Annotated in this window: 16 protein-coding genes; 8 read left to right on the plus strand and 8 right to left on the minus strand. The window is 73.4% G+C overall.

Annotation, left to right across the window (positions count from 1 at the left end; all coding sequences use genetic code 11):
* Positions 1 to 16: 16 nt before the first annotated feature.
* The gene (locus tag ACFVN3_RS11825) at positions 17 to 820 is read left to right on the plus strand and encodes a CPBP family intramembrane glutamic endopeptidase (RefSeq protein WP_378233028.1); all 804 of its coding nucleotides are present in this window, start codon (positions 17 to 19) and stop codon (positions 818 to 820) included.
* A gap of 16 nt (positions 821 to 836) precedes the next feature.
* Here the strand turns inward: ACFVN3_RS11825 and ACFVN3_RS11830 are convergent, their stop codons facing one another.
* Positions 837 to 1508 (minus strand): GAP family protein, encoded by a 672-nt coding sequence (locus ACFVN3_RS11830; protein ID WP_378233029.1) that lies wholly within the window; start codon positions 1506 to 1508, stop codon positions 837 to 839.
* A gap of 143 nt (positions 1509 to 1651) precedes the next feature.
* A complete protein-coding gene (locus ACFVN3_RS11835) occupies positions 1652 to 2149 on the minus strand; it encodes a DUF1269 domain-containing protein (protein ID WP_378233030.1) in 498 nt (165 codons plus the stop codon).
* A 264-nt stretch (positions 2150 to 2413) separates the two neighbouring features.
* Between ACFVN3_RS11835 and ACFVN3_RS11840 the strand changes: the two genes are divergently transcribed.
* Complete coding sequence (locus ACFVN3_RS11840; RefSeq protein ID WP_378233031.1) at positions 2414 to 4162, plus strand: SulP family inorganic anion transporter; 1749 nt, start codon at positions 2414 to 2416, stop codon at positions 4160 to 4162.
* 249 nt (positions 4163 to 4411) lie between these two features.
* Positions 4412 to 5041, plus strand: a complete 630-nt coding sequence (locus ACFVN3_RS11845) for a PAS and ANTAR domain-containing protein (RefSeq protein WP_378233032.1) — start codon at positions 4412 to 4414, stop codon at positions 5039 to 5041.
* A gap of 31 nt (positions 5042 to 5072) precedes the next feature.
* On the opposite strand, the gene ACFVN3_RS11850 is transcribed toward ACFVN3_RS11845, so the two are convergent.
* From ACFVN3_RS11850 to ACFVN3_RS11860, 3 genes are all read right to left on the minus strand, one after another.
* Positions 5073 to 5492: a phage holin family protein gene (locus ACFVN3_RS11850; RefSeq protein ID WP_378233033.1), complete on the minus strand. Its 420-nt coding sequence runs from the start codon at positions 5490 to 5492 to the stop codon at positions 5073 to 5075.
* A 64-nt stretch (positions 5493 to 5556) separates the two neighbouring features.
* A complete protein-coding gene (locus ACFVN3_RS11855) occupies positions 5557 to 13437 on the minus strand; it encodes a DUF5979 domain-containing protein (protein ID WP_378233034.1) in 7881 nt (2626 codons plus the stop codon).
* 170 nt (positions 13438 to 13607) lie between these two features.
* Positions 13608 to 15497, minus strand: coding sequence for an alkyl/aryl-sulfatase (locus tag ACFVN3_RS11860; protein WP_378233035.1), 1890 nt, complete (start codon positions 15495 to 15497; stop codon positions 13608 to 13610).
* A 177-nt stretch (positions 15498 to 15674) separates the two neighbouring features.
* Here ACFVN3_RS11860 and ACFVN3_RS11865 point away from each other — a divergent pair, with 177 nt between their 5' ends.
* From ACFVN3_RS11865 to ACFVN3_RS11875, 3 genes are all read left to right on the plus strand, one after another.
* Positions 15675 to 16370 carry a hypothetical protein gene (locus ACFVN3_RS11865; protein WP_378233036.1) on the plus strand — a complete coding sequence of 232 codons (696 nt, stop codon included), beginning with the start codon at positions 15675 to 15677 and terminating at the stop codon, positions 16368 to 16370.
* Positions 16371 to 16501: 131 nt separating this feature from the next.
* Positions 16502 to 18514, plus strand: coding sequence for a sensor histidine kinase (locus ACFVN3_RS11870; RefSeq protein ID WP_378233037.1), 2013 nt, complete (start codon positions 16502 to 16504; stop codon positions 18512 to 18514).
* Positions 18511 to 19188: a response regulator transcription factor gene (locus ACFVN3_RS11875; protein ID WP_378233038.1), complete on the plus strand. Its 678-nt coding sequence runs from the start codon at positions 18511 to 18513 to the stop codon at positions 19186 to 19188. The genes ACFVN3_RS11870 and ACFVN3_RS11875 overlap by 4 nt, the downstream gene beginning before the upstream one ends.
* 67 nt (positions 19189 to 19255) lie before the next feature.
* Here ACFVN3_RS11875 and ACFVN3_RS11880 read toward each other — a convergent pair whose 3' ends face one another.
* The 3 genes from ACFVN3_RS11880 to ACFVN3_RS11890 form a co-directional block, all read right to left on the minus strand.
* The gene (locus tag ACFVN3_RS11880) at positions 19256 to 19633 is read right to left on the minus strand and encodes a VOC family protein (protein WP_378233039.1); all 378 of its coding nucleotides are present in this window, start codon (positions 19631 to 19633) and stop codon (positions 19256 to 19258) included.
* Between the two features lie 91 nt (positions 19634 to 19724).
* The gene (locus ACFVN3_RS11885; protein WP_378233040.1) at positions 19725 to 20168 is read right to left on the minus strand and encodes an acetyltransferase; all 444 of its coding nucleotides are present in this window, start codon (positions 20166 to 20168) and stop codon (positions 19725 to 19727) included.
* Positions 20169 to 20240: 72 nt separating this feature from the next.
* Positions 20241 to 21701, minus strand: coding sequence for a DUF1254 domain-containing protein (locus ACFVN3_RS11890; protein WP_378233041.1), 1461 nt, complete (start codon positions 21699 to 21701; stop codon positions 20241 to 20243).
* Positions 21702 to 21905: 204 nt separating this feature from the next.
* On the opposite strand from ACFVN3_RS11890, the gene ACFVN3_RS11895 reads away from it, so the two are divergent.
* Both ACFVN3_RS11895 and ACFVN3_RS11900 read left to right on the plus strand, forming a co-directional pair.
* The gene (locus ACFVN3_RS11895; RefSeq protein WP_378233042.1) at positions 21906 to 22922 is read left to right on the plus strand and encodes a metalloregulator ArsR/SmtB family transcription factor; all 1017 of its coding nucleotides are present in this window, start codon (positions 21906 to 21908) and stop codon (positions 22920 to 22922) included.
* 22 nt (positions 22923 to 22944) lie between these two features.
* Positions 22945 to 23382 (plus strand): arsenate reductase ArsC, encoded by a 438-nt coding sequence (locus ACFVN3_RS11900; protein ID WP_378233043.1) that lies wholly within the window; start codon positions 22945 to 22947, stop codon positions 23380 to 23382.
* Positions 23383 to 23417 lie beyond the last annotated feature (35 nt).

A 23417-nucleotide genomic window follows, 5' to 3' on the forward strand; every position in this document is an offset into this window, starting at 1 on the left:
CACAGGAGGAAGGCCGATGTCATCCGAGCACCGCACCTCGTCGCCACGGTGGCGTGTCACGCCGTCCGTCCCCGTCGCGGCGGTCGTGTTCGTCGTCTACGTCGTGGTCGTCGTCGGACTCATGAAGGCGTCCGGGGTCGGGTATGAGCACTTCTTCGACTCCGCGGACTCGACGCTTCGGTCAGCCGTGCTCCCGCTCGGGGCCGGCGCGGTCTGGTTGACCGCTTTTCTCGTGTGGGCGCGCTGGGACCATGTCTTCCGGGACGCGCGACGACTTCCCACGGGTTGGTTCCTGTGGCTGCTCCCGGCCGTCATGGTCGTGATCGCGATCCTGCACCTCGTCGGGCTCGAGTGGGACCGCTTCTCGCCCGGACACGTGCTCGCCGTGCTCGCGGCGAGCGTTCTCGTCGGGTACACGGAGGAGACGCTGTTCCGGGGCGTCGTGCTGCGCTCGCTGCGACAGGGCACCCGTTCCGAGGGCATGGCCGTGCTGTGGACGACGCTCTGGTTCGGCGGCTTCCACCTCACCAACCTGCTGCTCGACGAGCCGGGGGCGGTGCTGCAGGTGGCGTTCGCCGCGCTCACCGGCACCGGTCTGTACCTCGCGCGCCGCGGGACCGGGACGATCGTCGCCGCCATGGCGCTGCACGGGCTCTGGGACTTCTCGTCCTTCCTCGTAGGCGTGCACGAGCCAGACGGCGGCGCGGCGACCGCCGCGAACCTCATCGTCCCGCTCGTCTACGTCCTCGCCGGCGTCACGCTCGTCGTCCTCGTGGTGCGGGAGCGGCGTCGTCCGGCGCGGGAGGCGATCACCGCGTAGCCCGATCGCCCCGCCGTCAGAGGGCCGCGATGCCGTCGCCGAGCATCTTGGCGCCCAGGACGAGCAGGAGGACGGCCATGATGACCGCGTTGTTGTGGATCATCCAGGCCTTGAGCTCGTCGAGCATCGACGCGGCCCGGTCGCCCATGAACAGGTAGATGAAGACGGGTGCTGCGACGCCGAGGCTCGCGACGAGCGCGAACACGACCGCGGCGACGACCTGGGCGTTCGTGTCGTCGGGCGCGGCCGACGCGATCGCCGCCCCGCCGGAGACGACGAGCAGCAGGTTCTTCGGGTTGACCGCGCCGAGCAGGACCGCGAGCCCCGCGGCCTTCACGGGCGTGAACGCGTCGATCGCGGCCATCCACTTCGGCGCTGGCGGCTCGACCCCCGCTCGGGGACGGCCGCGCCACTGCTTCACCGCGAGGAGGAGCAGCAGGACGCCCAGGAGGATCTTGAGGATCGCGGCCCACAGCGGGGGGCCGTCGTCGTCGGGCGTCGCGGCTCCCGCGAGCGTCGCGACGAGCAGCGTCACCGCCCCGACCGCGAGGAACCACCCGACGAGGAACGAGAACGCGTTCGCCTTCGCGCGCCCGCTCACGAGCATGAGCACGACCGCGACGATCGGCAGCGGGCTGATGAGCACACCCACCGCGACGGGGAGGGACTGACCGATCGCCGCGCCCATGGGCGGCCTCCTTCGTGGTCCGGTCCCGGGGCGGGACGACGGGGGCTGCGCGAGCTACGGCTCGCCTGCCGGGGCGTACGGGCGGGTGAGGTGGCCGACGGCGGTGCGCAGCGCCGTCGGGCACCTCACCCGGGGAGGACCGCTCAGGCGTTCTCGTCGAAGGCCGCGCGGAGCTTGGCCTCCTCGTCCGCGGACAGGTTCGTCTGGATGAGCTCGCCGTGGATGCCCTCCGCCTGGAGCGCCTCGTGCACGCGGTCGATCACAGCACCCGACGTCAGCGCGAACAGCGCCGACGTGCCCGGGGTGACCTTGCTGCGCACGGAGTCGATGAAGTCGTCGTCGATGCCGACGTCCGTCAGCGCGCCCGCGATGGCGCCGGACGCCGCGCCGATGGCGGCCCCGAGCAGCGGGACGAAGAAGAGCAGGCCGAACAGCAGGCCCCAGAACGTGCCGCCGAGCGCGCCGACCGCCGTCGTGCTGTTTCCCTGCCGCGTCCTCGGCTTCTTCTTGCCCTCCTCCCAGGAGACGATCGCCGCGTCCTGGACCTGGATGAGCTCCTGCTTCTGGAGCGCGAGCAGCGCGTCCTCGGCGCGCTGCGCGCCCTCGGGGGTGTCGAACTTCCACACGGTGAGCGTTGCCACGTCAGACCTCTCGTTCCGGTTCGTACGTTCGGCGGGAGCGCGGCGCTGCGCCCCGGGACGCGTCGAACGTATCCCCGGGCCTCAGGTTCCGCGCGGGGAACGACGGCGGTCTCCGCGCTCCGGTGGCGGTTCGTCCTGATCCCGGGATGATCGGTCGCGGAGCACGCCGGGACGGACGGAGGACGGTCGATGACGGGTTCGCGGACACCCTCGGTGCCAGCAGGGGAACGGCCGCGCGCCCGGACCCCGTTTCTCTTCGGCTCGTTGCGCGGCTACCAGAAGGCGTGGCTCCAGGGCGACCTCGTCGCGGGTCTCACCGTGTGGGCGGTGCTCGTGCCCGAGTCGCTCGCCTACGCGACGATCGCGGGCGTCTCGCCCGTCGTCGGCCTGTACGCCGCCGTGCCGTCCCTCATCCTCTACGCGGCGTTCGGCAGCTCGCGGCACCTCGTCGTCGGACCCATGTCCGCGACGGCCGCGCTCTCGGCCGGGGTCGTCGCGGTCTTCGCGCCGGGCGACGCGGCGTTCTTCGCCGCGCTCACGACCGGGGTCGCGCTCGTCACGGGACTGCTGTGCCTCGTCGCGGGGATCGCCCGGCTCGGGTTCGTCGCGTCGTTCATCTCCGAGCCCGTGCTCAAGGGCTTCATCGTCGGCATGGCGCTGGTGATCATCATCGGTCAGGTCCCGGCGCTGCTCGGCGTCGAGAAGGGTGAGGGCAACTTCTTCGAGAAGCTCTGGACGATCCTCACCGAGCTCGGCACCGCGAACGGCCCGACGGTCCTGCTCGGGATCGGCACGCTCGCGGCGCTGCTCGCGATCAAGCGGTGGGCGCCGAAGGTCCCCGGTTCGCTCGTCGCGGTCGTCATCGGGATCGTCGCGATCCTGGCGCTGTCGCTCGACGACGACGGCGTGGAGATCGTCGGCCCGATCGACGCGGGCCTCCCCGCGCTCGGGTTCCCCGACATGGACTGGGGCAACTACACGGCGCTGCTCGGTCCGTGCGCGGGCGTCATGCTCGTCGGGTTCGCCGAGGCGCTCGGCGCCGCCAAGACGTACGCCGCGCGCGAGGGGTACGACATCGACCCGAACCGCGAGCTGATCGGCATGGGCGCGGCCAACCTCGGGTCGGGCCTCGCGTCCGGCATGGTCGTCAACGGCAGCCTGTCCAAGACGGCCGTCAACGGCGGCGCCGGGGCGAAGAGCCAGGTGTCGGGGCTCACCGCCGCCGTGCTCGTCGTGCTCACGCTCCTCTTCCTGACCCCCGTCTTCGAGTCGCTGCCGGAGGCGACGCTCGCCGCGGTCGTCATCGCCGCCGTGATCGAGCTCGTCGACGTCCGCGCCCTGCGCCGCCTCTACGACCTGCGCACGCCCACGATGCGGCGCCTGTACGGCAACGCCGCCCGCGACGACTTCTACGCCGGCGCCGCGACCACGGTCGGCGTCCTCGTCTTCGACACGCTGCCCGGCCTCGTCATCGGCGTCCTGCTCTCGCTGCTCCTGCTCCTCGCCCGCGCGTCCCGGCCGCACCTCGCGTCCCTCGTCCGCAGCTCTCACGGGCTGTGGGTCGACGCCGAGCGACGCGCCGTGCTCGACGAGGACGGCGGGACCTCGGTCCCCGGGGTGCTCGTCGTGCGCCCCGAGTCGGGGCTGTTCTTCGCCAACGCCGACGCCGTCCGCAACCACGTCCGTGACCTCGCTGCCGCGACCTCTCCGCGGCTCGTCGTGCTGGACACGGAGACCGTCCCGTTCATCGACGTGGACGCCGCCGAGATGCTCGCCACGCTGCGGACCGACCTGGCCCGCCACGGCGCGACGCTCGTCCTCGCGCGCAACGTCGGACAGGTCCGCGACGAGCTGCGCGCCGCCGTCGAGCGCGACGAGCGGCCTCGGGTCTACCCCAACGTCGACGTCGCGATCGCCGCCGAAAGCGGGGCCGACGGCAGCGGGCGCGCGGACGACGACGACGCAGGCGCCGCCGGATCCCGGGCCGCACCACCGCCCCCAGCGCGGCCCTGACCCTCGTCAACGCGGTGCTCCAGGTCCAGACAGGGCCTCTCCGCGCCCCTCGGCTGAGGTCACCCGGGGGGAAGGCACGCCGGAGCGGGCTGCTTCACGTCCGGCGCCCCCCGCGGCACACCGCGGCCGCGCCTCCACGGTAGGAACCCGGCGCGGCACTCGCCATCGCTGCGGGGTGCCGCGGCGCGGTAGGCTCGGGTGGTCGAGTCTGGACCTGGCTCCTCATCCACCGGATACCCGGAGGCCAGCATGTCCGTGGACGACCATGCCATCGAGCAGGCTCTCGCGCGCGGGGCGCACCAGCAGATCGGCCAGTACCGTCTGGACCTGGGCACGGGCGTGTGGTGGTGGTCGCCCGAGACGTACCGCCTGCACGGCTTCGAGCCGGGCGACGTCGTCCCGACGACCGCCCTCGTCCTCGCGCACAAGCACCCGGACGACCGCGAGCGCGTGCGCGAGATCCTCGAGGAGGCACGACGCACCGGCGAGCCGTTCTCGAGCGTGCACCGGATCATGGACGCCCACGGCAGCGAGCGGTTCCTCGTGGTGGTCGGGCAGGGCCGCCGCGACCGCGAGACGGGCGAGGTCACCGAGCTCGTCGGGTACTTCGTGGACGTCACCCGGACCGTCACGACGCACGCGCAGGAGCGCGCCCGGCACGACATCGCCGCCGCCGCGGAGACCCGAGGGGCGATCGAGCAGGCCAAGGGCATCGTGATGCTCGCGTACGGCGTGCACCCGGACGAGGCGTTCGCACGCCTTCGCCGCGCGTCCAACGACCGCAACGTCCCGCTGCGCGAGCTCGCCCGGCTCGTCGTGCACGAGGGCACGCTGGGCGGTCCGGACGGCGTCGAGCGCGTCGCCACGCTCCTGCGGTAGCGGCGACGTCGCCCGCGGGCGACGTCGGCCGTCAGCCCTTGCTCGTGGCCTCGCGGATCCGCTTCTGCTCCTGGCGACCGTCCCACCAGCGCGTGAGGACGAGCCACCCGAGGAACCAGCCGCCGAGCGCGCCGATCAGCCAGACGACGACCGTCACCCCGATCCACGTGGACGCGCCCGAGATCTCGAGGCCGTCGCCGATGAGCGTCGCGACCCACAGCGCGAGGAACGTCGACACGAGGCCGATCCCGCCCAGGATCGCCGACGCGTACTTGCGCGCCACGTTGAAGACGAACGGCGCGAGGATCGCCTGGGCCACCGCGAAGATCAGCACGGCGACCACGAAGCCCGACGCGTGCACGGTGACACCGTCGAACAGGGCCGAGGCGACGAGGAGGCCCACGGCGGCCAGGACCACGTTGATCGCGAAGCTCAGCAGGAAGCGGATCATGCGGTAACGGTCCCGCCCCTGGTCAGGTTCCGCAACCGCAGGCGCGGCCTGACCAGGGGCCGTGTCAGACGCGGCCCGCGGTCCGGGTTCCGCGCCTCCGGGCGTCGGCCAGCAGCGCGCCGGTACCCGTGAGCAGGATCGCGAGCACCGCGACCGCCCCGACGCTCGCGCCGGTCGGCGGGAGGCTGCCCCCGCCGGTGGCGCGGAACGCGTTGGTCACGGTCGCGTCGACCTCGGCGGTGTCGCCCGTCGGGACGGTGAACGCGTCGGACGTCGGCGTCGTGTCGTCGGGGTCGACCGTCACGTCCGTCCCGGCGACGGCGAGCGTCACCGCCTCGGCGTCGCCCGCGTCGGTCTCGGCGAGCGTGCACTCCGCCCCCTGGGGGACCAGCTCGTAGACGGCGGTCCAGTCGTCGTCGGCCGAGAGCGTGCGCTCGGCGCCGCCCGGGACCACGACGTCCGTCGTGACGCCGTCGACCTGCCACGTGCACGCGAGGGTGACGACGAACTCGTCGCCGCGGTGCTGCGACGCGCCCGGCCCGGCGAGGACCTTCGTGACGACGACCCGGCCGGTGTCGAACGTGTTCGTCACCGTCACCTGGGCAGGGTCGGGTCCGATCGTCGCCGCCCCGGGCTCACCGCCCTCGACCGACGCGGAGACCGTCGTCGACGACGCGCCGCCCGTGGCCGTCTCCGTGACGACGCACTCCGCGCCGACGGGCAGGCCGTCGAAGACGGCGACCTCTCCACCGGAGATGGTGCGCTCCGCGCCGCCCGGGACCTCGATCGGTTCGCCCAGGAACGTGCACGCCGCGCTCACCGTGAACGGCCCGGCACCGAACGCCTCGGCGCCGTCACCGGCCACGACCTTGGTGACCTCGATCGACCCGGCGTCGTAGGTGTTGGTCACGGTGACCACCTGCGCGGGCGCCGGGAGCACGCGCTCCTCGACCTGGACCGGGTTCGGCTCGACCGTGACCGCCGTCGCCCCGCCGGTCTCGGTCTCCGTGACGGTGCACACCGCGCCCACGGGGAGGCCGAAGTACACGCCCGGCAGGCCCGGACCGAACGGCCGCACGGCACCGCCCGGGACCTCGATCTCGGCGCCCTGGAACGTGCAGGAGACGGACGCCCGGTACGGGATGCCCTCGAGCGGGAACTGCGCGTAGAACTCCTCGAGCTGCGCGATGAGGGCGGCGAGCTCTTCGGGCGTGACCGGCTCGGCGGGCAGCTCGGGCAGCGGCGGGATGTCCGGCATCGACGGCGCGAAGCCCGCGGCGTCGCCGTCCACGACCTTCTCCACCAGCAGCGGGGCCGTGTGGAACGCGTTGGTCACCGAGACGGTCACGGTGGTCGGCGACCCGTCCTCGGCCGCGGGCGGCACGACGACGTCGACCGACGTGCCGTCCACCGGCTCGCCGCCGTCGACGCTCACCGTGACCTCGGTGGCCCCGAAGTCGTCGGTCTCGGTGACCGTGCACTGCGACCCGACCGGAAGGTCCTCGTACACCGCGGGCTGGCCCGGGACGAACGTCCGCACCGCGCCGCCCGGGACGAGGATCTCGACGTCCTCGTAGGTGCACTCGAGCGTCACCTCGAACGGTCCCGGGCCGTAGAGGGCGCCGAGCCCGTCGAGCTCCTTGTCGACCTCGATCGTGCCGACGTCGAACGTGTTGGTGATGACCACGTTCGCGACGTCGCCGCTGCCGACCGTGACGGACTCGGGGACGACGACCGACCCCGTGGCGCCGGCGTCGTCGACCTCCTCGATGTCGCAGACCGCGCCCGTCGGCAGGTTGGCGATCTGCGCGTCGAGCGGCCCCGCCCCGCCCAGCACGACGGTGCCGTCGTAGACCGTGCGCGGCGCGCCCGGCCCGTCGCCGTCGTCGTCGTACGTGCAGACGACCGTGACGGTGAACGGGCCGCTCCCGTACGCGGGCCCGCCCTCGCCGTCAACCACCTTCTGGAGGCCGATCGCGCCGACGTCGTACGTGTTGGTCAGCGTGACGTCGTTCGTGCTCGCGCCGAGCACGTCGGGGGTGAGGGTGACGTCCGTCGTCGGGCCGTCGGTCGTCACGGGATGGCCCGGCAGGCCCTGGTCGACGGTGATCGTCACCGACGACGCGTTGCCGGTGCCCGACTCGGTGACCGTGCAGACGGAGCCGACGGGCAGGCCCGTGAGCTCGATCGTCTCCCCGTCCTCGATCGGGAGGTCGGTCATCGGGTTCTCGGCGTCGTAGCCCTCGGCGTAGACGTCCTCGCCGAGGAACGTGCACGCGACGTCGACCGCGAACGGGCCGAACGGCACCGGGTTCCCGTCCTGGTCCACCGCGTCGGTGACGACCTCCTTCGAGATCTCGATGCTCGACAGCGCGTAGACGTTGGTCGCGGTGATCGAGACGGGGTCCTCCGGGTCCTCGCTGTCGATCGTCACCGTGCCGACGATCAGCTCGGTCTCCCCGTTGGTCCCGTCCTCGGTGATCGTGCACTCGGCACCGTACGGAAGGTTCGGCACGACCGTCGGCGTCCCGGGGACGACCGTGATCGGGATCGGGTCCAGCGGCGTCTCGAGCCACGACCCGACGGCCGAGGTGCACTGCACGAACATCGAGAACGAGTCGGGCGCGTACTGGGCCCCCTCGCCGGTGACGAGCTTGTTCACCTCGAGCGGCCCGGACGCCGTCGCGACGCCCACCTTCTGGCCCTCGGTCGGCAGGAGGTTGTGCATGGTGCCGTCCGACCGCTCGTAGGCGGCGGACACCGCGGCGGAGTTCCACGCGATCGACCGGTCGCCCGCGGCGGGGACCTCCGGCGGCGTCGTCGACGTCGCCTCGATCGCCACGAACTCGCCCGGCCGGAACGGCTGGTCCTCGGGGAACGTGAGGACGAACTTGATCGCCGTGATCTGCGCGAGGAGCGAGTCGGGCAGGCCCGGCACGAAGGGTTCCCACCCGGTGGCGGGATCCGTCGGGCAGATCGGCTCGTTCAGCGGGTCCTCGATGTCGTCGCCGCAGAGGTCGTCCGCGGTCGTGAAGGAGAACTGCACCTGCGTCCCCGGCGGCGCGTTCACGAGCGCCGGGGGCGGGTCGGCGGAGAGGACCGGCGCCCAGGCCGACCCGCGCGGCGAGGTGTCGTACGAGCCCGTGTCGCCCGGGGTCGGGAACCGGTCGTACCCGACCACCTTGGTGAACGGGTTGTTGCCGACGTTGTCGATGCGCACGCGCCACGTCTCGTCGTGCCCGGGGGCGATGACGGGGACGCACGGGTAGGAGTAGAAGCCGGCGGCGTTGGGCTGGCACACGACGGGTGCGCCCGTGTAGTCCGGGTCCACGAAGACGTCGAGCTCGTCGTCGTCCGTCGCCTTGACGAACTTCGACTGGGCGATGACGGCGGTCTCCGTGGGCCGCACGTCGGAGTCCGCCTCGCACGCACCCGTCTCCGCGTCCAGGCGCGTCACGCACTCGTCCCACGGCCGGTCGCCGATCACGCCGGCCGTGTTGGCGACGAGCGTGTTCGGCGCGATCCCGACGCGGAACTTCACGAGCACCGTGATGGTGTACGTCTGGTCGGGCTCCAGCACCGAGCCGTCCGGGAACGAGAACCGCAGGCTCTCGATGTTCCCGGCCTGGTCGACCGTGACCTGCGCCGCGTCGGTCGGCAGGTCCGGAGTCGTGGGGTCGGGGTCCGCCCCGCTCAACGCGTACACGAACGGCTGCGCCGCGTCGGCCAGTGTCAGCTGCGGGCCCAGCGCGTCCGCGGGCATGGGGTCGTCGACCACGACGGGGTCGACGATCGGCCGGTCACCCGTGTTCGTGATCACGATGTTCATCGGGATCACCGCGTTCGGCGGCTTGAGGCTGCCGGACACCACGCCGTCGAAGTTCTTGACGATCTGCACCCCGTTGGTGGCGTGCTCGTAGAGGATCGACGCGTCCGCCGAGCCGTCGGCGCTCACCGGGACGAGCTCGCCGGTCCCGGGGTCGACGACGAGGTCGGCGCCCGTCGTGGTGCCCTGCACCGAGTTGCTCGCCACTCCCGGGGCGGTCTCGCCCGGACCGGGCGGGTTCGCCGCGAGGTCCGGGAGCACCGGTCCCCCGGAGCGCATCTCCTCCCGTCGCTCCACCGACATCGGGACGGGCTGGAGCGGGGTCGCCGGGTTCTCCCAGATCGAGCCGTCCGTGCGGCTGAACGTGAACCGCAGCCCCTGCACGTCGGCGGGGTCGACGGTGTCCGGGAGCGCGAAGAAGGTCTGCTCCTGGCCGAGCACCCAGGCACCCCCGGTCACGGTCACCGGGTCGGGGGACCCGGGGTCGCCGGAGAAGGTGCCCCCGACGAACGCGTCGACCCGTACCTGCTGGATGGGCGGGACGAGGCTCGCCCCCGCGAAGCCGACGAAGTCGTACTGGTTCCAGAACTGCGGGTCGTCGTCGGTGAGCACCATCTCGACGCTGCGCGAGGGACCGAGCGGCTGACCGGTGATCGTCATCGTCACCGGGCCCGTCCCGGGCTCGACGATCGTGTCGGGGCTGAACGACTTGCCCACGGCGATCTCGATGGCCGCGTCCTGCAGCTCCATCTCGGCGTCGTCGTACGCGTGGCGGTCGTCCTGGCCCGGGACGCCGCCCGGGTCGCTGATCGTGGCGACGGCGCCGTTCGGCACCGGGCTGTAGCCCGCGACGGTCACGGGGGCGTCCGTGTACCGGTCGAGCTCGCGGAGCTGGAGCGTGAGGTCGAGCGTCCCGCTCGCCGCGGGCTCGACGAGGCCGTCGAACTCGACGACCACGCCCACGACCCCGGCGAGCTCTCCGACCGTCAGCGCCTCGGCCTCGGCCTGCGTGAACGTGCCGACCTCCCCCGCCTCGTTCGTCAGCAGGACGGTCGTGCTCGTCGCGCCCGCGGGCGGGGTGATGGAGATCGCCCGCAGGGTGAACGCGTCGAACGGCTTCGTCCCCGCGGCGGTCTGCACGTCGTTCGAGTCGACGGCGCCCGGCTCCACGATGCGGAGCTGGTCCACCTTCGCGGCGGACGCGTTCGTCGCGGTGACCACGACGTCCGTCGTCGGGTAGAACTCGGCCGGGGTGCCGGTCGGAGGGACCGAGATGGGCCCGCCCGTCCAGTCCTTGGCGACGGTCACGTTGAGCGGCTGGTCGATGATGAGGACGTCGTCGTCGTCGGTGTCCGTGTAGTCGGTGCCGTCGAACGTGCCCGTCGCCCGCGCGGTGTCGTTGACCAGGCCGGGGTCGGCCGTGTTGTACAGGGTCCCGTTGGTCGAGCCGAGCACGGGCACCGAGGGGTCGGAGCGCTTGTAGTCCCGCACCTCGAACGTGAGGTCGAGGTGGCGCCCGTCCGCCAGCGTCGAGCGAGCGACCCCGTCCCCCGGCTGCGGGGCGAGCGGGTCGCTCGTGCCACGGTCCGGGCTCTCCGTGTAGACGAGCCGGACCGACGTCGTGGACGCCTGCTCGTCCGCCGTGAGGTCGACGGCGGGCATGCCCCCGGCGCACGGCGTCGCCGTCGTGCACGTGGCGTTCGTCGCCTGGGTCCAGGTCGTGCCGTCGTACAGCTCCACCCCGACGATCGCGTCGTACGTGATGAGCGGGTCGACCGAGCCGTCGATCGCCTCGATGCGGACGAGGTCGAACGCGTCGTAGAACGAGTCGGCCACGGCCGTCGTCTCCGGGTCGGCGATGTCCGAGATCACCATCGGGTCGACGCCGGAGAACCCGTTGGTCGACCACGTGATCTGCGCGGTCACCTGGTCGTCGGAGCGGGCGAGGACGCTCACCGGGGCGTCGCCGAGGAACGACTTCTCGATGAAGTCGAGGTCGCCCGTGCCGTCGACGGGGTACGGGTCGACCGACGCGCACCCCTCGGCGGGCTCGGTCGGGGACACCGAGCCCGACGACGCGCTGGAGCCGCCGCAGTTCGTGAGCGGCTCGTCCCAGCCGGTGGGTCCGGTGAAGTCCGCGACGAAGTTCGGCTGGAAGCTCGTCCCCGGCGGGAAGCCGCCGCTCGTCGAGTCGTACACGAACTGCACGCCCTGCGCGTCCTCGGGCAGGTCGCAGCTCACGGTCGCGGCGCCGGCGACCGGGCTGCCGCAGTCCGGCGCCTCGACCCACGCGGACCCGTTCCAGTAGTTGACGGTGAGCGTCGAGCCCGCCGGGACGTCGGTGGAGCGCACCGACGACGCCTCGAAGTGGTCCCAGAAGTCGCCGGGGTTCGCGGGGTCGGTCGGGTCCTGGACGACCACCTGGTCCGCGTTCGTCGTCGAACCGTCGGGACCGAAGGGGAGGAGCGTGGTCGGGAGCTGGACGATGACGCTCTGCCCGGGGATCGCGGGGATCTCCGAGGGCGAGATCAGCTTGTCCGTCTGCGTCGCGAGCCGGTCGACGAGCGTCACCAGGTTCGCGGTGGAGTCGGCCGGGTCCGCGCTCGGCACCGTCGCCTCGACGGTGTTGGGGTGCGTGACGTCGTCGGCCTCCTGGTCGGGGTCCGTGTCGGCCGTGAACGGGATCGACGCCGCCGCGCCGTTCGGCAGGTCGCCGGTGAAGACGACCGTGAAGCCGAGGACGACGCAGTCGTCGGGCGGGTTGGGCAGCGTGTTCGGGGCGGAGGCGTCGACCTCGGGCGTCGTGCCGTCGGCGCACGTGAACGTCACGCTCGCCCCGTTCGCTCCTGTCGGCCACTGCACGCCCGTACCGTCGCCCGTGGGCCCGAACCCGGTGAAGGTCAGCGGGTCGTCGCCCTCGAACGGGCTGGGGGTGCCGGGTGCGGGCTCCGTGATGGTCAGCGTGTCGACGGGCGTGCCCGTGTTCGTCGCGCCGATCGTCACGGTCGTCGGGTCGCCGGCGCTCACCGTCGCGGGGTCGAAGCTCTTGGACGCGGTGACACTGTTGTTCGGCGGCGTGACGACGTACGTGTCGTCCGCGGTCGTCGGGTCGGACTCGCCCTGGGCGTGGGTCACGTACGACGACGTGTCGTTGGTGATCGTCGTGGGGTCGGTGAGCCCGGTGACCGCGTCGGACTGCTGGACGTTCACCGGGATGCTCGCCGAGGCGCCCGGCTGGATGTCCCCGCTGAACGTGTACCGCACGCCCTGGACCGTCGCCGGGTCGACGGTGTCGTCGAGCGGCTCCCACGAGTCCCCGTCCCAGTACTCCTCGGTGACCGTGGTCGCGTTCGGCGGCAGGGTGACGTCCCCCGTGCTCACGTACTCGAGGTACGTGAACGGGTTCGGGTCCGCGGTCGGGTCGACCGGGTCCTGGATCACGAGCGTGTCGACCGGGTCGTTCGACGTGTTCGTCGCGCCGATCGTCATGGTGGCAGGCGTCCCCGGGGCGGCGAGCGCCCCCTCGGGCGCGATCGACTTCGTCGTCTCGGAGTCCAGGACGAGCTCGACCTCGGGTGTGATCGACTCGTCGGCGGTGTTCTGCGGGGCGTTGTCCGCGACGACCGACGCGGTGTTGACGATCGGCACGCCGTCGGCGCTGAACGGCAGGTCGGGGTCGATCTGGACCGTGATGTCGATCGTCGCCTGCTCGCCGTTGGTGAACGAGGGCCAGGTGGCCGTGACGACGTCGCCGTCGGTGTCGACCGTGAGGTCGCCCGCGGTCCCGCTCGGCTGGCTGATGATCTCGGCCGAGACGAGCTGGAGCCCGTCCGGCAGGTCGTCGGTGAAGACCGTGTTCTGGCACGCGGTGCTCGGGTCGGAGCACGAGATCTGCACCTCGTACGTGACGAGCTGCCCCGGGCTGTACGGGCCGGGGGTCGTCGCCTCCTTGCTGATGCTCCACGTGGCGGCCGAGGCCGGTACGGCGGGCACGAGGACCAGCGGCAGCGCGAGGAGGAACGTCCCGAGGGCCGCCCAGGCACGGCGCAGGCGTCTCGAACGCCGCGCGGCCCGTGCTCGCGTCCCCCGCGTCGTCTGCGTCGCCCGCCCGTTCGCCATGCCGTCGCCCTCCGGTCACGCTCAGCCCCGCGGCGCGTGTCCGCGCACGCCCGCCGTCACGACCCTGACACAGCGCCTCCGGTTCGTCGCGGCGAACGGAGCGCCGTCCAGGTCAGGCACGACGACGCCCGTGCCGCGACCGTCGGGCCGCGGCGCGGGCGTCGGCCGGCTCAGGGGGTGACGATCGCGAAGTCCGGGTCACCCGGGTCGAGCACGGCGGTGAGGCGCGCGAGCACGCCCGCGTCCCCGGCGACCTCGACCCCCGCGGCCGCGAGGGCGTCCGGCGTCGCCGCGCCCGTGGCGAGCACGGGGAGCGCCGTGCTCGTGGTCGTGAGCGTCGCGTCAGCGTCGCCCCGCTGCGGCGCGCCGCTGTACGAGAGGACGCCGTTGCGCAGCCACAGGCGGTAGCGCTCGCCCGAGTCCGTGAGCACGACGTCGACCGACAGGTCCTCGTCCCACGCGCGCGGACCGTCGACCTGCACCGCGAGCGCGTCGAACAGCAGGGTCGGCGTGAGCGCCGCGAGGATGTCGGGGGCGGACGTCGCGGTCGGGGTGCCGAACGGGCCGTCGCGCAGCTCCGTCGCCCCGGACAGGAAGAAGCTGCGCCAGGTGCCGTTCTCCGCGCCGTAGCCGAGCTGCTCGTAGGTGTCGGCCAGCAGCTCGCGCGCTGCGGCGTGGTCGGGCTGGGCGAACACCACGTGGTTGAGCAGCTCGGCGACCCAGCGGTAGTCCGCGGCGTCGAACGCCGCCCGCGCCGTCGCGACGACGGCGTCCGCACCCCCGCCGAGCTCGACGTAGCGGCGGGCCCGCTCCACCGGCGGGTGCTCCCACAGGTGGGCCGGGTTGCCGTCGAACCAGCCCATGTACCGCTGGTAGATCGCCTTGACGTTGTGGCTCACCGACCCGTAGTAGCCCCGCGCGTGCCACGCGTTCTCGAGGGCGGGCGGCAGCACGATCTGCTCCGCGATCTCGGGTCCCGTCAGGCCCTGGTTGAGCAGGCGCAGCGTCTGGTCGTGCAGGTACCCGTAGAGGTCGCGCTGGAGCGACAGGTACTCGACGATCCGCTCCGAGCCCCACGTCGGCCAGTGGTGCGACGCGAACACGACCTCGGCCTCGGCGCCGAACAGGTCGATCGACTCCGTCAGGTAGCGCGACCACACGTGCGGGTCGCGGACCACGGCCCCGCGCAACGTCAGCAGGTTGTGCAGCGTGTGGGTCGCGTCCTCTGCCGCGCACAGCGCCTTGTGGTCCGGGAACCAGATGAGCATCTCCGACGGTGCCTCGGTGTCCGGCGCCATCTGGAAGACCATCCGGACGCCGTCGACCGTCTCCTCCTGGCCGGTGGTCGTGACGAACATGGTCGGCGGGATGAGCGTGACCGTCCCGGTCGACGTCGTCTGCCCGAGCCCGGCACCCACCTGGCCCTGCGGCCCGCGGGCGAGCGCCGCGCCGTACATGTAGCCCGCGCGGCGGGCCATCGCCGTCCCCGCGTAGACGTTCTCCGCGATCGCGTGCTCGGTGAAGCCCTCGGGCGCGACGACGGGCACCTGCCCCGCGTCGACGTCCTCCTGGGTCGTCACCCCCTTGACCCCGCCGAAGTGGTCGACGTGCGAGTGGGTGTAGATGATCCCCGTCACGGGCCTGTCGCCGCGGTGCTCGCGGTACAGGGCGAGCGCGGCCGCCGCCGTCTCGGTCGAGATGAGCGGGTCGAGGACGATCACGCCGGTCGTGCCCTCGATGAACGTCACGTTGGAGAGGTCGAACCCGCGCGCCTGGTAGATGCCGTCGGTGACCTCGAACAGCCCCTGCTCGGCGACGAGCTGCGACTGCCGCCACAGGCTGGGGTTCACCGTGTCCGGGGCGTCGCCCTGGAGGAACGCGTACGTGTCGTTGTCCCAGACGACGCGACCGTCCTCGGCCGTCACCGCGCTCGGCTCGCGCCGGGCCACCAGGCCGCGCGTCGCGTCGTCGAAGTCCCGGGTGTCGGAGAACGGGAGCGTCTGGAGGAGGGCGGAGTTCTGCGCGACGATCGCGGGCGTCGCCGGCTTCGGAGTCGACATGGTTCGGAGCATGGCACCGGGGCTGAGGTCGTGCATCCGGAGCTCCGCGACCTGCCCGGGAGGTCGGGACACCTGCCCCTGGAACCCGGGACACCGCCCGGCCGACGCTGCGGGGACCGCCGCGGCACGTGGCGGGCCCCGGCCGCGGGATGGGCGGCCCGAACGGAAGGTCGTCCCATGCAGGACAGCTCGCTCACCGCCCCGTCGCCGCTCGCCGGCGACCCGACCCGCCGCTCGCGCGGCGCGACGCCCCGCGCGTGGGCCTGGACCGGCGTCGTCGCCGGGGTCCTGGGCCTGGTCTCGATCCAGTCCTCGATGGCGCTCGGCGTGAACTGGGAGGAGACCGCCGGCGACGCCGACGCGATCGTCGCCGACCTCGCGGGCCGCACGGGGACGCAGATCCTCTTCCACACCGCGACGATCGCGTGCGCGCTGCTCGTGCTCGTGTTCGCCGCGGGCCTCAAGCGCCGGCTCGACGCCCAGGCGCCTGCCGGGTCGCTCCTGCCGACCGTCGCGGGCTGGGGCCTGGTGCTCGTCTCGGTCGCCGGGCTGCTCGGCTCGGGCCTGGACACGCAGTTCCTCTTCGGCCTCGGCGACACGGCGCTCATCGTCCCCGAGTCGGGCGCGTTCTACAGCGACTGGGTCGCGACGATCCCCTGGCTGTGGGTCGGCGCGGGCGTCGCGGGCGTCGCGCTCGGCGTCGCCGCGCTGCGGCACGCGGCCGCGCCGCGGTGGATCGGCGCCGTCGGGTTCGTGCTCGGCGGGCTCGCGCTCCTCACGGGCGTGTCGCCGCTCCAGTACATGGCGGGCTTCGTCGGGCCGATCTGGCTCCTCGTCACCGCGCTCGGCTTCGCGCTCGGGGACAGGCGCTGAGCGCCGACACCCTCCCGGGCACGCCCCGCCCCGGTGCCCGACGACGCCCGCTGCCCGGGCGCCGTCGGGCACCGGGTGATCTCCCGCCCGGGCCCTTCTCGCCGCGCGTGCCGCGGCCCTACCGTGGGCCCGTGGCCGACCCCGGGCCCGGCCGCGCCGGGATGCCCCGCACGGGCTGGACGATCGGCGTCCTCGCCTGGGTCCTCGGCGTGTCCGCGCTCGCGCTCCAGCTCACGTCCGGGGTGCCGCTGCTGCTCGGCGACCTGCTGTTCGTCGTCGTCGACGCGACGGTCGCCCTCGTCTACGGGACCGTCGCCGCGGTGATCCTCGTGCGCAGGCCGCACGTCGTCGGGTGGCTCGTGGCCCTCGCCGGGATCGGCGGCGGGGTCGCCGCCCTGGGCGGCGCGTGGCGCAGCTACGCCTCCACCCATCCCGGCCTGCCGCCGCTGACGCCGCTCGCGGACGCCTACGGGTGGGCGTGGGTCCCCGGGACGGTCGGGCTGTTCGTCCTCGTCCCGTGGTTCGTGCGGGGCGGGCGGCTCGGCGCCGGCGCGTGGTGCGGGGTCGCGGGCGGCGTCGCGTCGATCGCCTACTTCTTCCTCGCGCCCCCGGACGACCCGCGCCCCGCGATCCTCGGCGTCGTCGTCATGGGGCTCGTCACCGCCGCGGCGACGGCGTGGCGCTGGCGGCGCGGGCCGGTCGAGGAGCGCCGCGGCCTGGGCCTGCTCTCCCTCGGGACCGCGCTCATGGCGCTGTCGTTCCTCCCGCTGCTGGGAACCTGGTCGAGCCCTGACGTGATCCTCGCCCTCCCCCTCACGCACCTCGCGTGCCAGGCGCTGTTCCCCGCCGCGATCCTCGTGTGCGTGCTGCGCAACCGGCTGTGGGGCATCGACCTCGTGCTGTCGCGCGCGACCGTCGCCGCGATGCTGGCCGTGGGCCTGGCCGTCGTCTACGCGGTGGTCGTGGTGCTCGCGACGACGGTCGTCGACGGCCCCGCCGCGCAGGTCGTCGCGGCGGTCGGGGTGGCGCTCGCGGTGCAGCCCCTGCACACGTGGCTGCGGCACCGGGTCCGCACGCTCGTCTACGGCGAGGGCAACGACCCGGGTCGCGCGGCGCTGAGCGTCGGCCGCCACCTGTCGTCCGCGTCGACCGCCGACGACCTCGTCGTGAGCCTCGCCGTCGGTGTGCGCGAGGCGCTGCGCCTCGAGAGCGTCACGATCGAGCGCACCCCGGACGGCCCGACGACGACCGGCGTCCCCGAGGACCCGTCCGGACCGACGTGGTCCGGGCCGACGTCGCGCTCCACCGGGCAGACGGCCTCGCTCCCCGTGACGCACGGCGGACGGGTGCTCGGCCGGGTCCACGTCGTCGCCCGCGCGGGCGAGCGTCTCGACACCAGGACGCGCGACGCGCTGGACCAGCTCCTGCCCGTGCTCGGCGCGGGCCTCGCCCTCGCCCAGGGCGCGCGCGAGCTCGAGGAGGCGCGCGACGCCACGACGCGCGCCCGCCTCGCCGAGCGGCGCGTGATCCGCCGGGAGCTGCACGACGGCGTCGGGCCGTGGCTCGTCGGCCTGCGCCTGGGGCTTCAGGGGGCGCGGAACACGCTCGAGACGGACCCCGCCGCGGCCGCCGCCGTGCTCGACGCGCTCGGCGCCGAGGTGGCCCAGCGCGTCGAGGACGTCCGCGCGCTCTCCCGCAGCCTCCTCCCGCCGTCGCTCGACGAGCACGGGCTCGAGGTCGCGCTCGGGGAGCTCGCGGGCCGTCAGGCGCTCGGCGGGTTCGTCGTGGACGTGCGCTGCGACCCGTGCGACGGCCTCGACCCGCGCGTCGCCGCGGCCGCCTACGCGATCGCGAGCGAGAGCGTGGTCAACGCCGCGCGGCACTCCGGCGCCGAGGAGTGCCGCCTGACCGTCCGGCTCGGCGACCGCTGCGTCGTCGTCACGTGCGAGGACGACGGGCGCGGGATCGCGACCGACGCGACCCGCGGCGTCGGCTCGCGGTCGCTGCGCGAACGCACCGACGAGCTCGGCGGTCGGCTCGAGGTCGGCGCGGTGCGGCCCGACGGCGACCGCCCGGGCACGCGCGTGCGCGCGACCCTCCCGCTCGTCCCCGCCGGGGCGCTCGCTCGCGAGGGCGTGTCGTGATCCGGGTCGCGGTCGTGGACGACCATCCCGTGTTCCGGCTCGGGATGGCGGCGCTGCTGGACTCGTTCGACGGCGTGCGCGTCGTCGGGCACGCGGCGTCGGCTGCCGAGGCACGCACCCTGCTCGGGCTGGGCCCGGGTGCGGAGCCTGCGCCGGGGACCGGGGCGCGCGCCGACGTCGTGCTCATGGACCTGGATCTCGGGGACGGCTCAGGCGTGGACGTGACGCGCGAGCTCGTGCGGGCCGACCCGGCCGCGCGCGTGCTCGTCGTGACGATGCACGAGGACGACGACGCCGTCGTCGCGGCCGTCCGCGCCGGGGCGCGCGGGTTCCTCGTGAAGTCCGCCAGCCCCGCCGAGGTCGAGCGCGCTGTCCACGCGGTGGCCGACGGCGCGATGATCCTCTCCCCGTCCGTCGCCGACCGGGCCATGGCGTACGTCGTCGGCGGGCGCGCCGCCGCGCGCGTGCCGTTCCCGCAGCTCACCGACCGCGAGCGCGAGGTGCTCGACCTCGTCGCGGCCGGGCTCGACAACGCCTCCATCTCGCGGCGCCTCGTGCTCAGCCCCAAGACCGTGCGCAACCACGTCGCGAACGTGCTCGCCAAGCTCGCCGTCCGCGACCGCTCCGCGGCGATCGTCCGGGCCCGTGAGGAGGGCCTCGGGACCGGGGGGTAGCACCGCGGTCCGCGAGGTAGAACCCTGGTTGCGCGAGGTAGAGCCCTGGTTCGGGAGCCCAGCGCTCTCAGGCCTCGTCGTCCTGGATCACCGACAGCACGTTGCCGGCGGGGTCGGTGAACCAGGCGATGAGCGGGCCGCCGCCGCGGAACACGAAGTCGTCGTCCGTCTCGACCGGGGTGCCCGCGTACTTCTCGAAGACGACGCCGCGCTCCCGCAGGGCAGCGACGGTCCCGGGGACGTCGTCGACCGGGAAGTTGAGGACGGTGAACGACGCCGGCTCGTGCGCGTCGCCCTTCGGGTAGACGAGCACGCCCGAGCCACCGGTCACCCGGAGCCACAGCATGTCGTCGCCCTCGACGGTGAGCCCGAGCCGGTCGCGGTAGAACTGCCGCGCCGCCTCGACGTCGTCGACCGAGAACCCGCTGAACGCCTTGCCGAGCATGTCGCCTCCTGGGGTCGGGGCGGGCCGGGCGGCCCGCTCTCCCCAGGGTCGACCGGCGCGGGCGCGCCCGCTCATCGGTCGCGGACAGACCTCAAGCCTCCCGACGCAGGTGCAGCAAGGGGAACGGGCGGCCCTGGCCGTCGGTCGCGGAGCGGCCGACGACCACGAACCCTTGGGCACGGTAGAAGCCCAGCGCAGCGGGGTTCTGCTCGTTGACGTCGACCTCGAGCGCGGCGTGGTCGTGCCCGGCCTCGGCCAGCAGCGCGCGGCCGACCCCCTGCCCGTGCAGGTCCGGGTCGACGAACAGCATCTCGACCCGGTGCCCGACGGTCCCGACGAACCCCGCCACCCGGCCGTCGCGCTCCGCGACGGTCACGTCGACGGCGGCGAGGTACTCGTCGCGCACCGCGACCTCCAGGTCGGCCACGTCGTCCGGGGTGAGGAAGTCGTGCGTGGCCTCGACGGCCCGGCGCCACACGTCCACCAGCGCGGCGGTGTCGTCGGGGCGTGCGGGGCGGAGCAGGGGGTCGGTCATGGCACGACCCTCCCGCCCCGGACCTGGGTGTTCAAGCGGATTGCCGGTCGACGCCTCGGCGTCCGGGGCCGCTCAGAGCGGTTCGACGTCGCCGGGGCGCCAGGTGCCGTCGAACCAGCTCTCGAGCGGGCCGTAGAGACGCAGGAGGACGAACCAGCCCTTGCCCGGAACCGTCTGGATCCAGTTCGCGGCGAGCGTCTGGGGCTCGTCCGGTCCGAAGACGATGTCCACGGACCCGTCGTCGTTGGGGACGAGGGCGTCGCGCTTGCTGTTCCGGCTCGGCAGCGGCTGCCCCGTCTGCAGCTCCGAGCGGGTCTGCGGGTCGTACACCACGACCGACCAGAAGTCCGCGGCCGGCGCGTCGGCCGGGAGCCGGAGGCGGTACGTCTTCCCGCCGTCGAGCGGCGCGTCGTCCACGTCCACGGTGGCCAGGGCGTACTGCGACCCCTTGCCGACCATCTTGAGCGCCATCGCGGGCGTGTTCACCGTCGCGAGGTAGAAGAACGTGGTGCGGGCGTCGAGGTAGCGGCCGCCCGCACCGCCGTCACGCAGGAACCGGTAGTCGCCGCCCGGGAACGGGCTCAGCCAGCGGCGGTCCTCGTAGAGGAAGAACTCGCGCTCCCGGGACCGGAACGCCATGGCGCGCGCCGTGGCGTTCCCCACCGCCGCCGCGTCGGTGAGGATGCGGCGCATCCGCTCGTCCGGCGTGAACGGCGCGTCCTTGGTGATGCCGATCGAGGCGAGCAGCCCGCGCGTCTCGGGGTCGACGAGCCCGATCGGCTCCTTGGCCACCACGTGGGCGACCTCCTCGTAGAACGAGAAGTCGTTCGCGTGCACCGTGTTCACCGTGACGCCCGACAACGACGCCCACTCCATCGCCGGCGGGTCGTCCCGCCGCGACAGCGGGTAGACCCGGACGCCCGACTCGAACAGCCGCACCGCGGCGTCGGGCCGCCCGTCGACGAGGAAGCCGCGCAGGATGACGAGATTCACGGCGCTCGGTGTCTCGGCGACGAACCAGCCCTCGGGGCGCTCGCCGTCGTAGCCCGGCGGGACGACCAGGTACGTCCCGCCGGCGCCCCGGTCCGGGCCGGGCGCGCCGAGGTCCACGACGAACCGGAACCACGCGTCGTCGACCGTGCCGGGCCCGCAGCCCGGCGGCACCTCGATGACCGTCGGGCCGTCGCGCTCGACGTCGAGCATGACGATCGCGTACACCGTGTCGGTGTTTCCGGTGAGGAACAGCGGGTCGGAGTCGAGCAGGCGGTCGGCGATCGCGCCCTGATGGCACGCCTCGCCCGCGACCTCGGAGATCCCACGCCGGAGCGCCTCCAACGATGCCGCCGGGATGCAGGCGAGGAACGCCTCGACGCCCCGCACCAGGTCGAGGTGGTCGAAGACCCGCGTCGCCGTCTCGGGTGTCGGTACGCCGTCGACGAACCGCAGCTCGCCGATGCTCGTCCCCACCCGGTCCGGCGTGGTGATCTGCGCCGGGACCGCCGTGTTGTACCCGGGCCGGACGTCGAGACCCATGCTGTCCTCCCTCGTGCCGACCGTCAGCACCCGTCACGAGACCCATCAGAACCGGCACGTGCACCCGGCGCCATCATGCGATCCGCGTGATCCCTCCCGCAGACCACGCCAGAACCCACGCTCCCGGGACTTGCGGCGCTATATCGACCCGTATCAATATAGGCCTATGCCAAGACAAGGCGATCGTGCTCGCGAGGTGAGTCCGTGACCACCGCTCCCCCGCCGCTCAGCGTCACGGACGCCGACTGCGCACTGCAGGTCGAGGCGCATGCGATCGGGGCCGAGGTCGCGGGCGCCGTGGCCACGACGCTCAAGGCCCTCGCCGAGCCGTTACGGCTGCGCATGCTCTCCTTCATCACGACCTCCGCGGCCGGCGAGGCGTGCGTGTGCGACCTCGCCGCGCTCACGGACGTCTCGCAGCCGACCGTCTCGCACCACCTGAAGGTGCTGCGCGACGTCGGGGTGCTGACGTCCGAGCGGCGCGGAACCTGGGTCTGGTACCGCATCGCGCCCGGGTACAAGGCCGCGGTCACGACGCTGCTGGACTCCTTCGCCCCGGCCGCGCTCGGCGCCGGGCACGGCGCGACCGTCCTCGCCGGGCTCGACGACGTCGACGCCGCTCTCGACCACCTGGCCGAGGACCTCGCCGGGACCTTCGCCGACGTCCGGTTCGACGTCGTGCAGCGCGTGGTCCGCGAGTCCTACACCGACCTGGCCCGCTCGGCGAAGGTCTCGGCCCACCTGGTGCCTCTCACGGGACGGTTCGCCCGGCAGCGGCTGAGCGACCTGACCCGCGCCGCGGAGGCGCGACCGCAGGTCCTGTTCGTCTGCGTCGCCAACGCCGGACGCTCCCAGCTCGCCGCCGCCCTGATGAGCCACTACGCCGGCGACCGGGTCGTCGTCCGGTCCGCAGGGTCCGCGCCCGCGGGCGACATCCACGACGGCGTGCGCGAGAGCCTGACCGCGCTCGGCATCACCGCCGACGACGCGTTTCCCAAGCCGTTGACCGACGACGCCGTCCGCGCCGCCGATGTCGTCGTGACGATGGGCTGCGGCGACGTGTGCCCCGTGCTGCCCGGCACGCGGTACGAGGACTGGCTCGTGGGCGACCCCGCCCTGGCCTCCCCGGCCGGGGTCGCCGCGATCCGCGACGACCTCGACGAGCGGGTACGCGGCCTGCTGGCCGACCTGCTGCCCGACCTGACCCTGACCATCGCCTGATCCCACCGCCCTGGAGACCGCCATGACCGAGAACGCCACCACGAAGCCGTCCGCCCTGTTCGTCTGCGTCCACAACGCCGGCCGCTCCCAGATGGCCGCGGGATATCTGCGTGCCCTGTCCGGCGGGGCCGTCGAGGTCCGCTCCGCCGGGTCGGCCCCGGCCGACCAGATCAACCCCGTCGCCGTCGAGGCCATGCTCGAGGACGGCATCGACCTCCGCGCCGAGCAGCCCAAGGTGCTCACGACCGAGGCGGTCCAGGCGTCCGACGTCGTCATCACCATGGGCTGCGGGGACGCCTGCCCGATCTTCCCCGGCAAGCGCTACGAGGACTGGGCCCTGGAGGACCCGGCCGGACAGGGCATCGATGCCGTGCGCCCCATCCGCGACGAGATCCGCACCCGCGTGCTGACGCTCCTCGACGAGCTCGGCGTCGACCCGGTCGCTCTCCCGCGCGGCTGACGGGCCGGCCGCGCACCGGTCCCACCCGGGCCCCG

The sequence above is a fragment of the Cellulosimicrobium sp. NPDC057862 genome (assembly GCF_042797035.1).
Lineage (GTDB): Bacteria > Actinomycetota > Actinomycetes > Actinomycetales > Cellulomonadaceae > Cellulosimicrobium.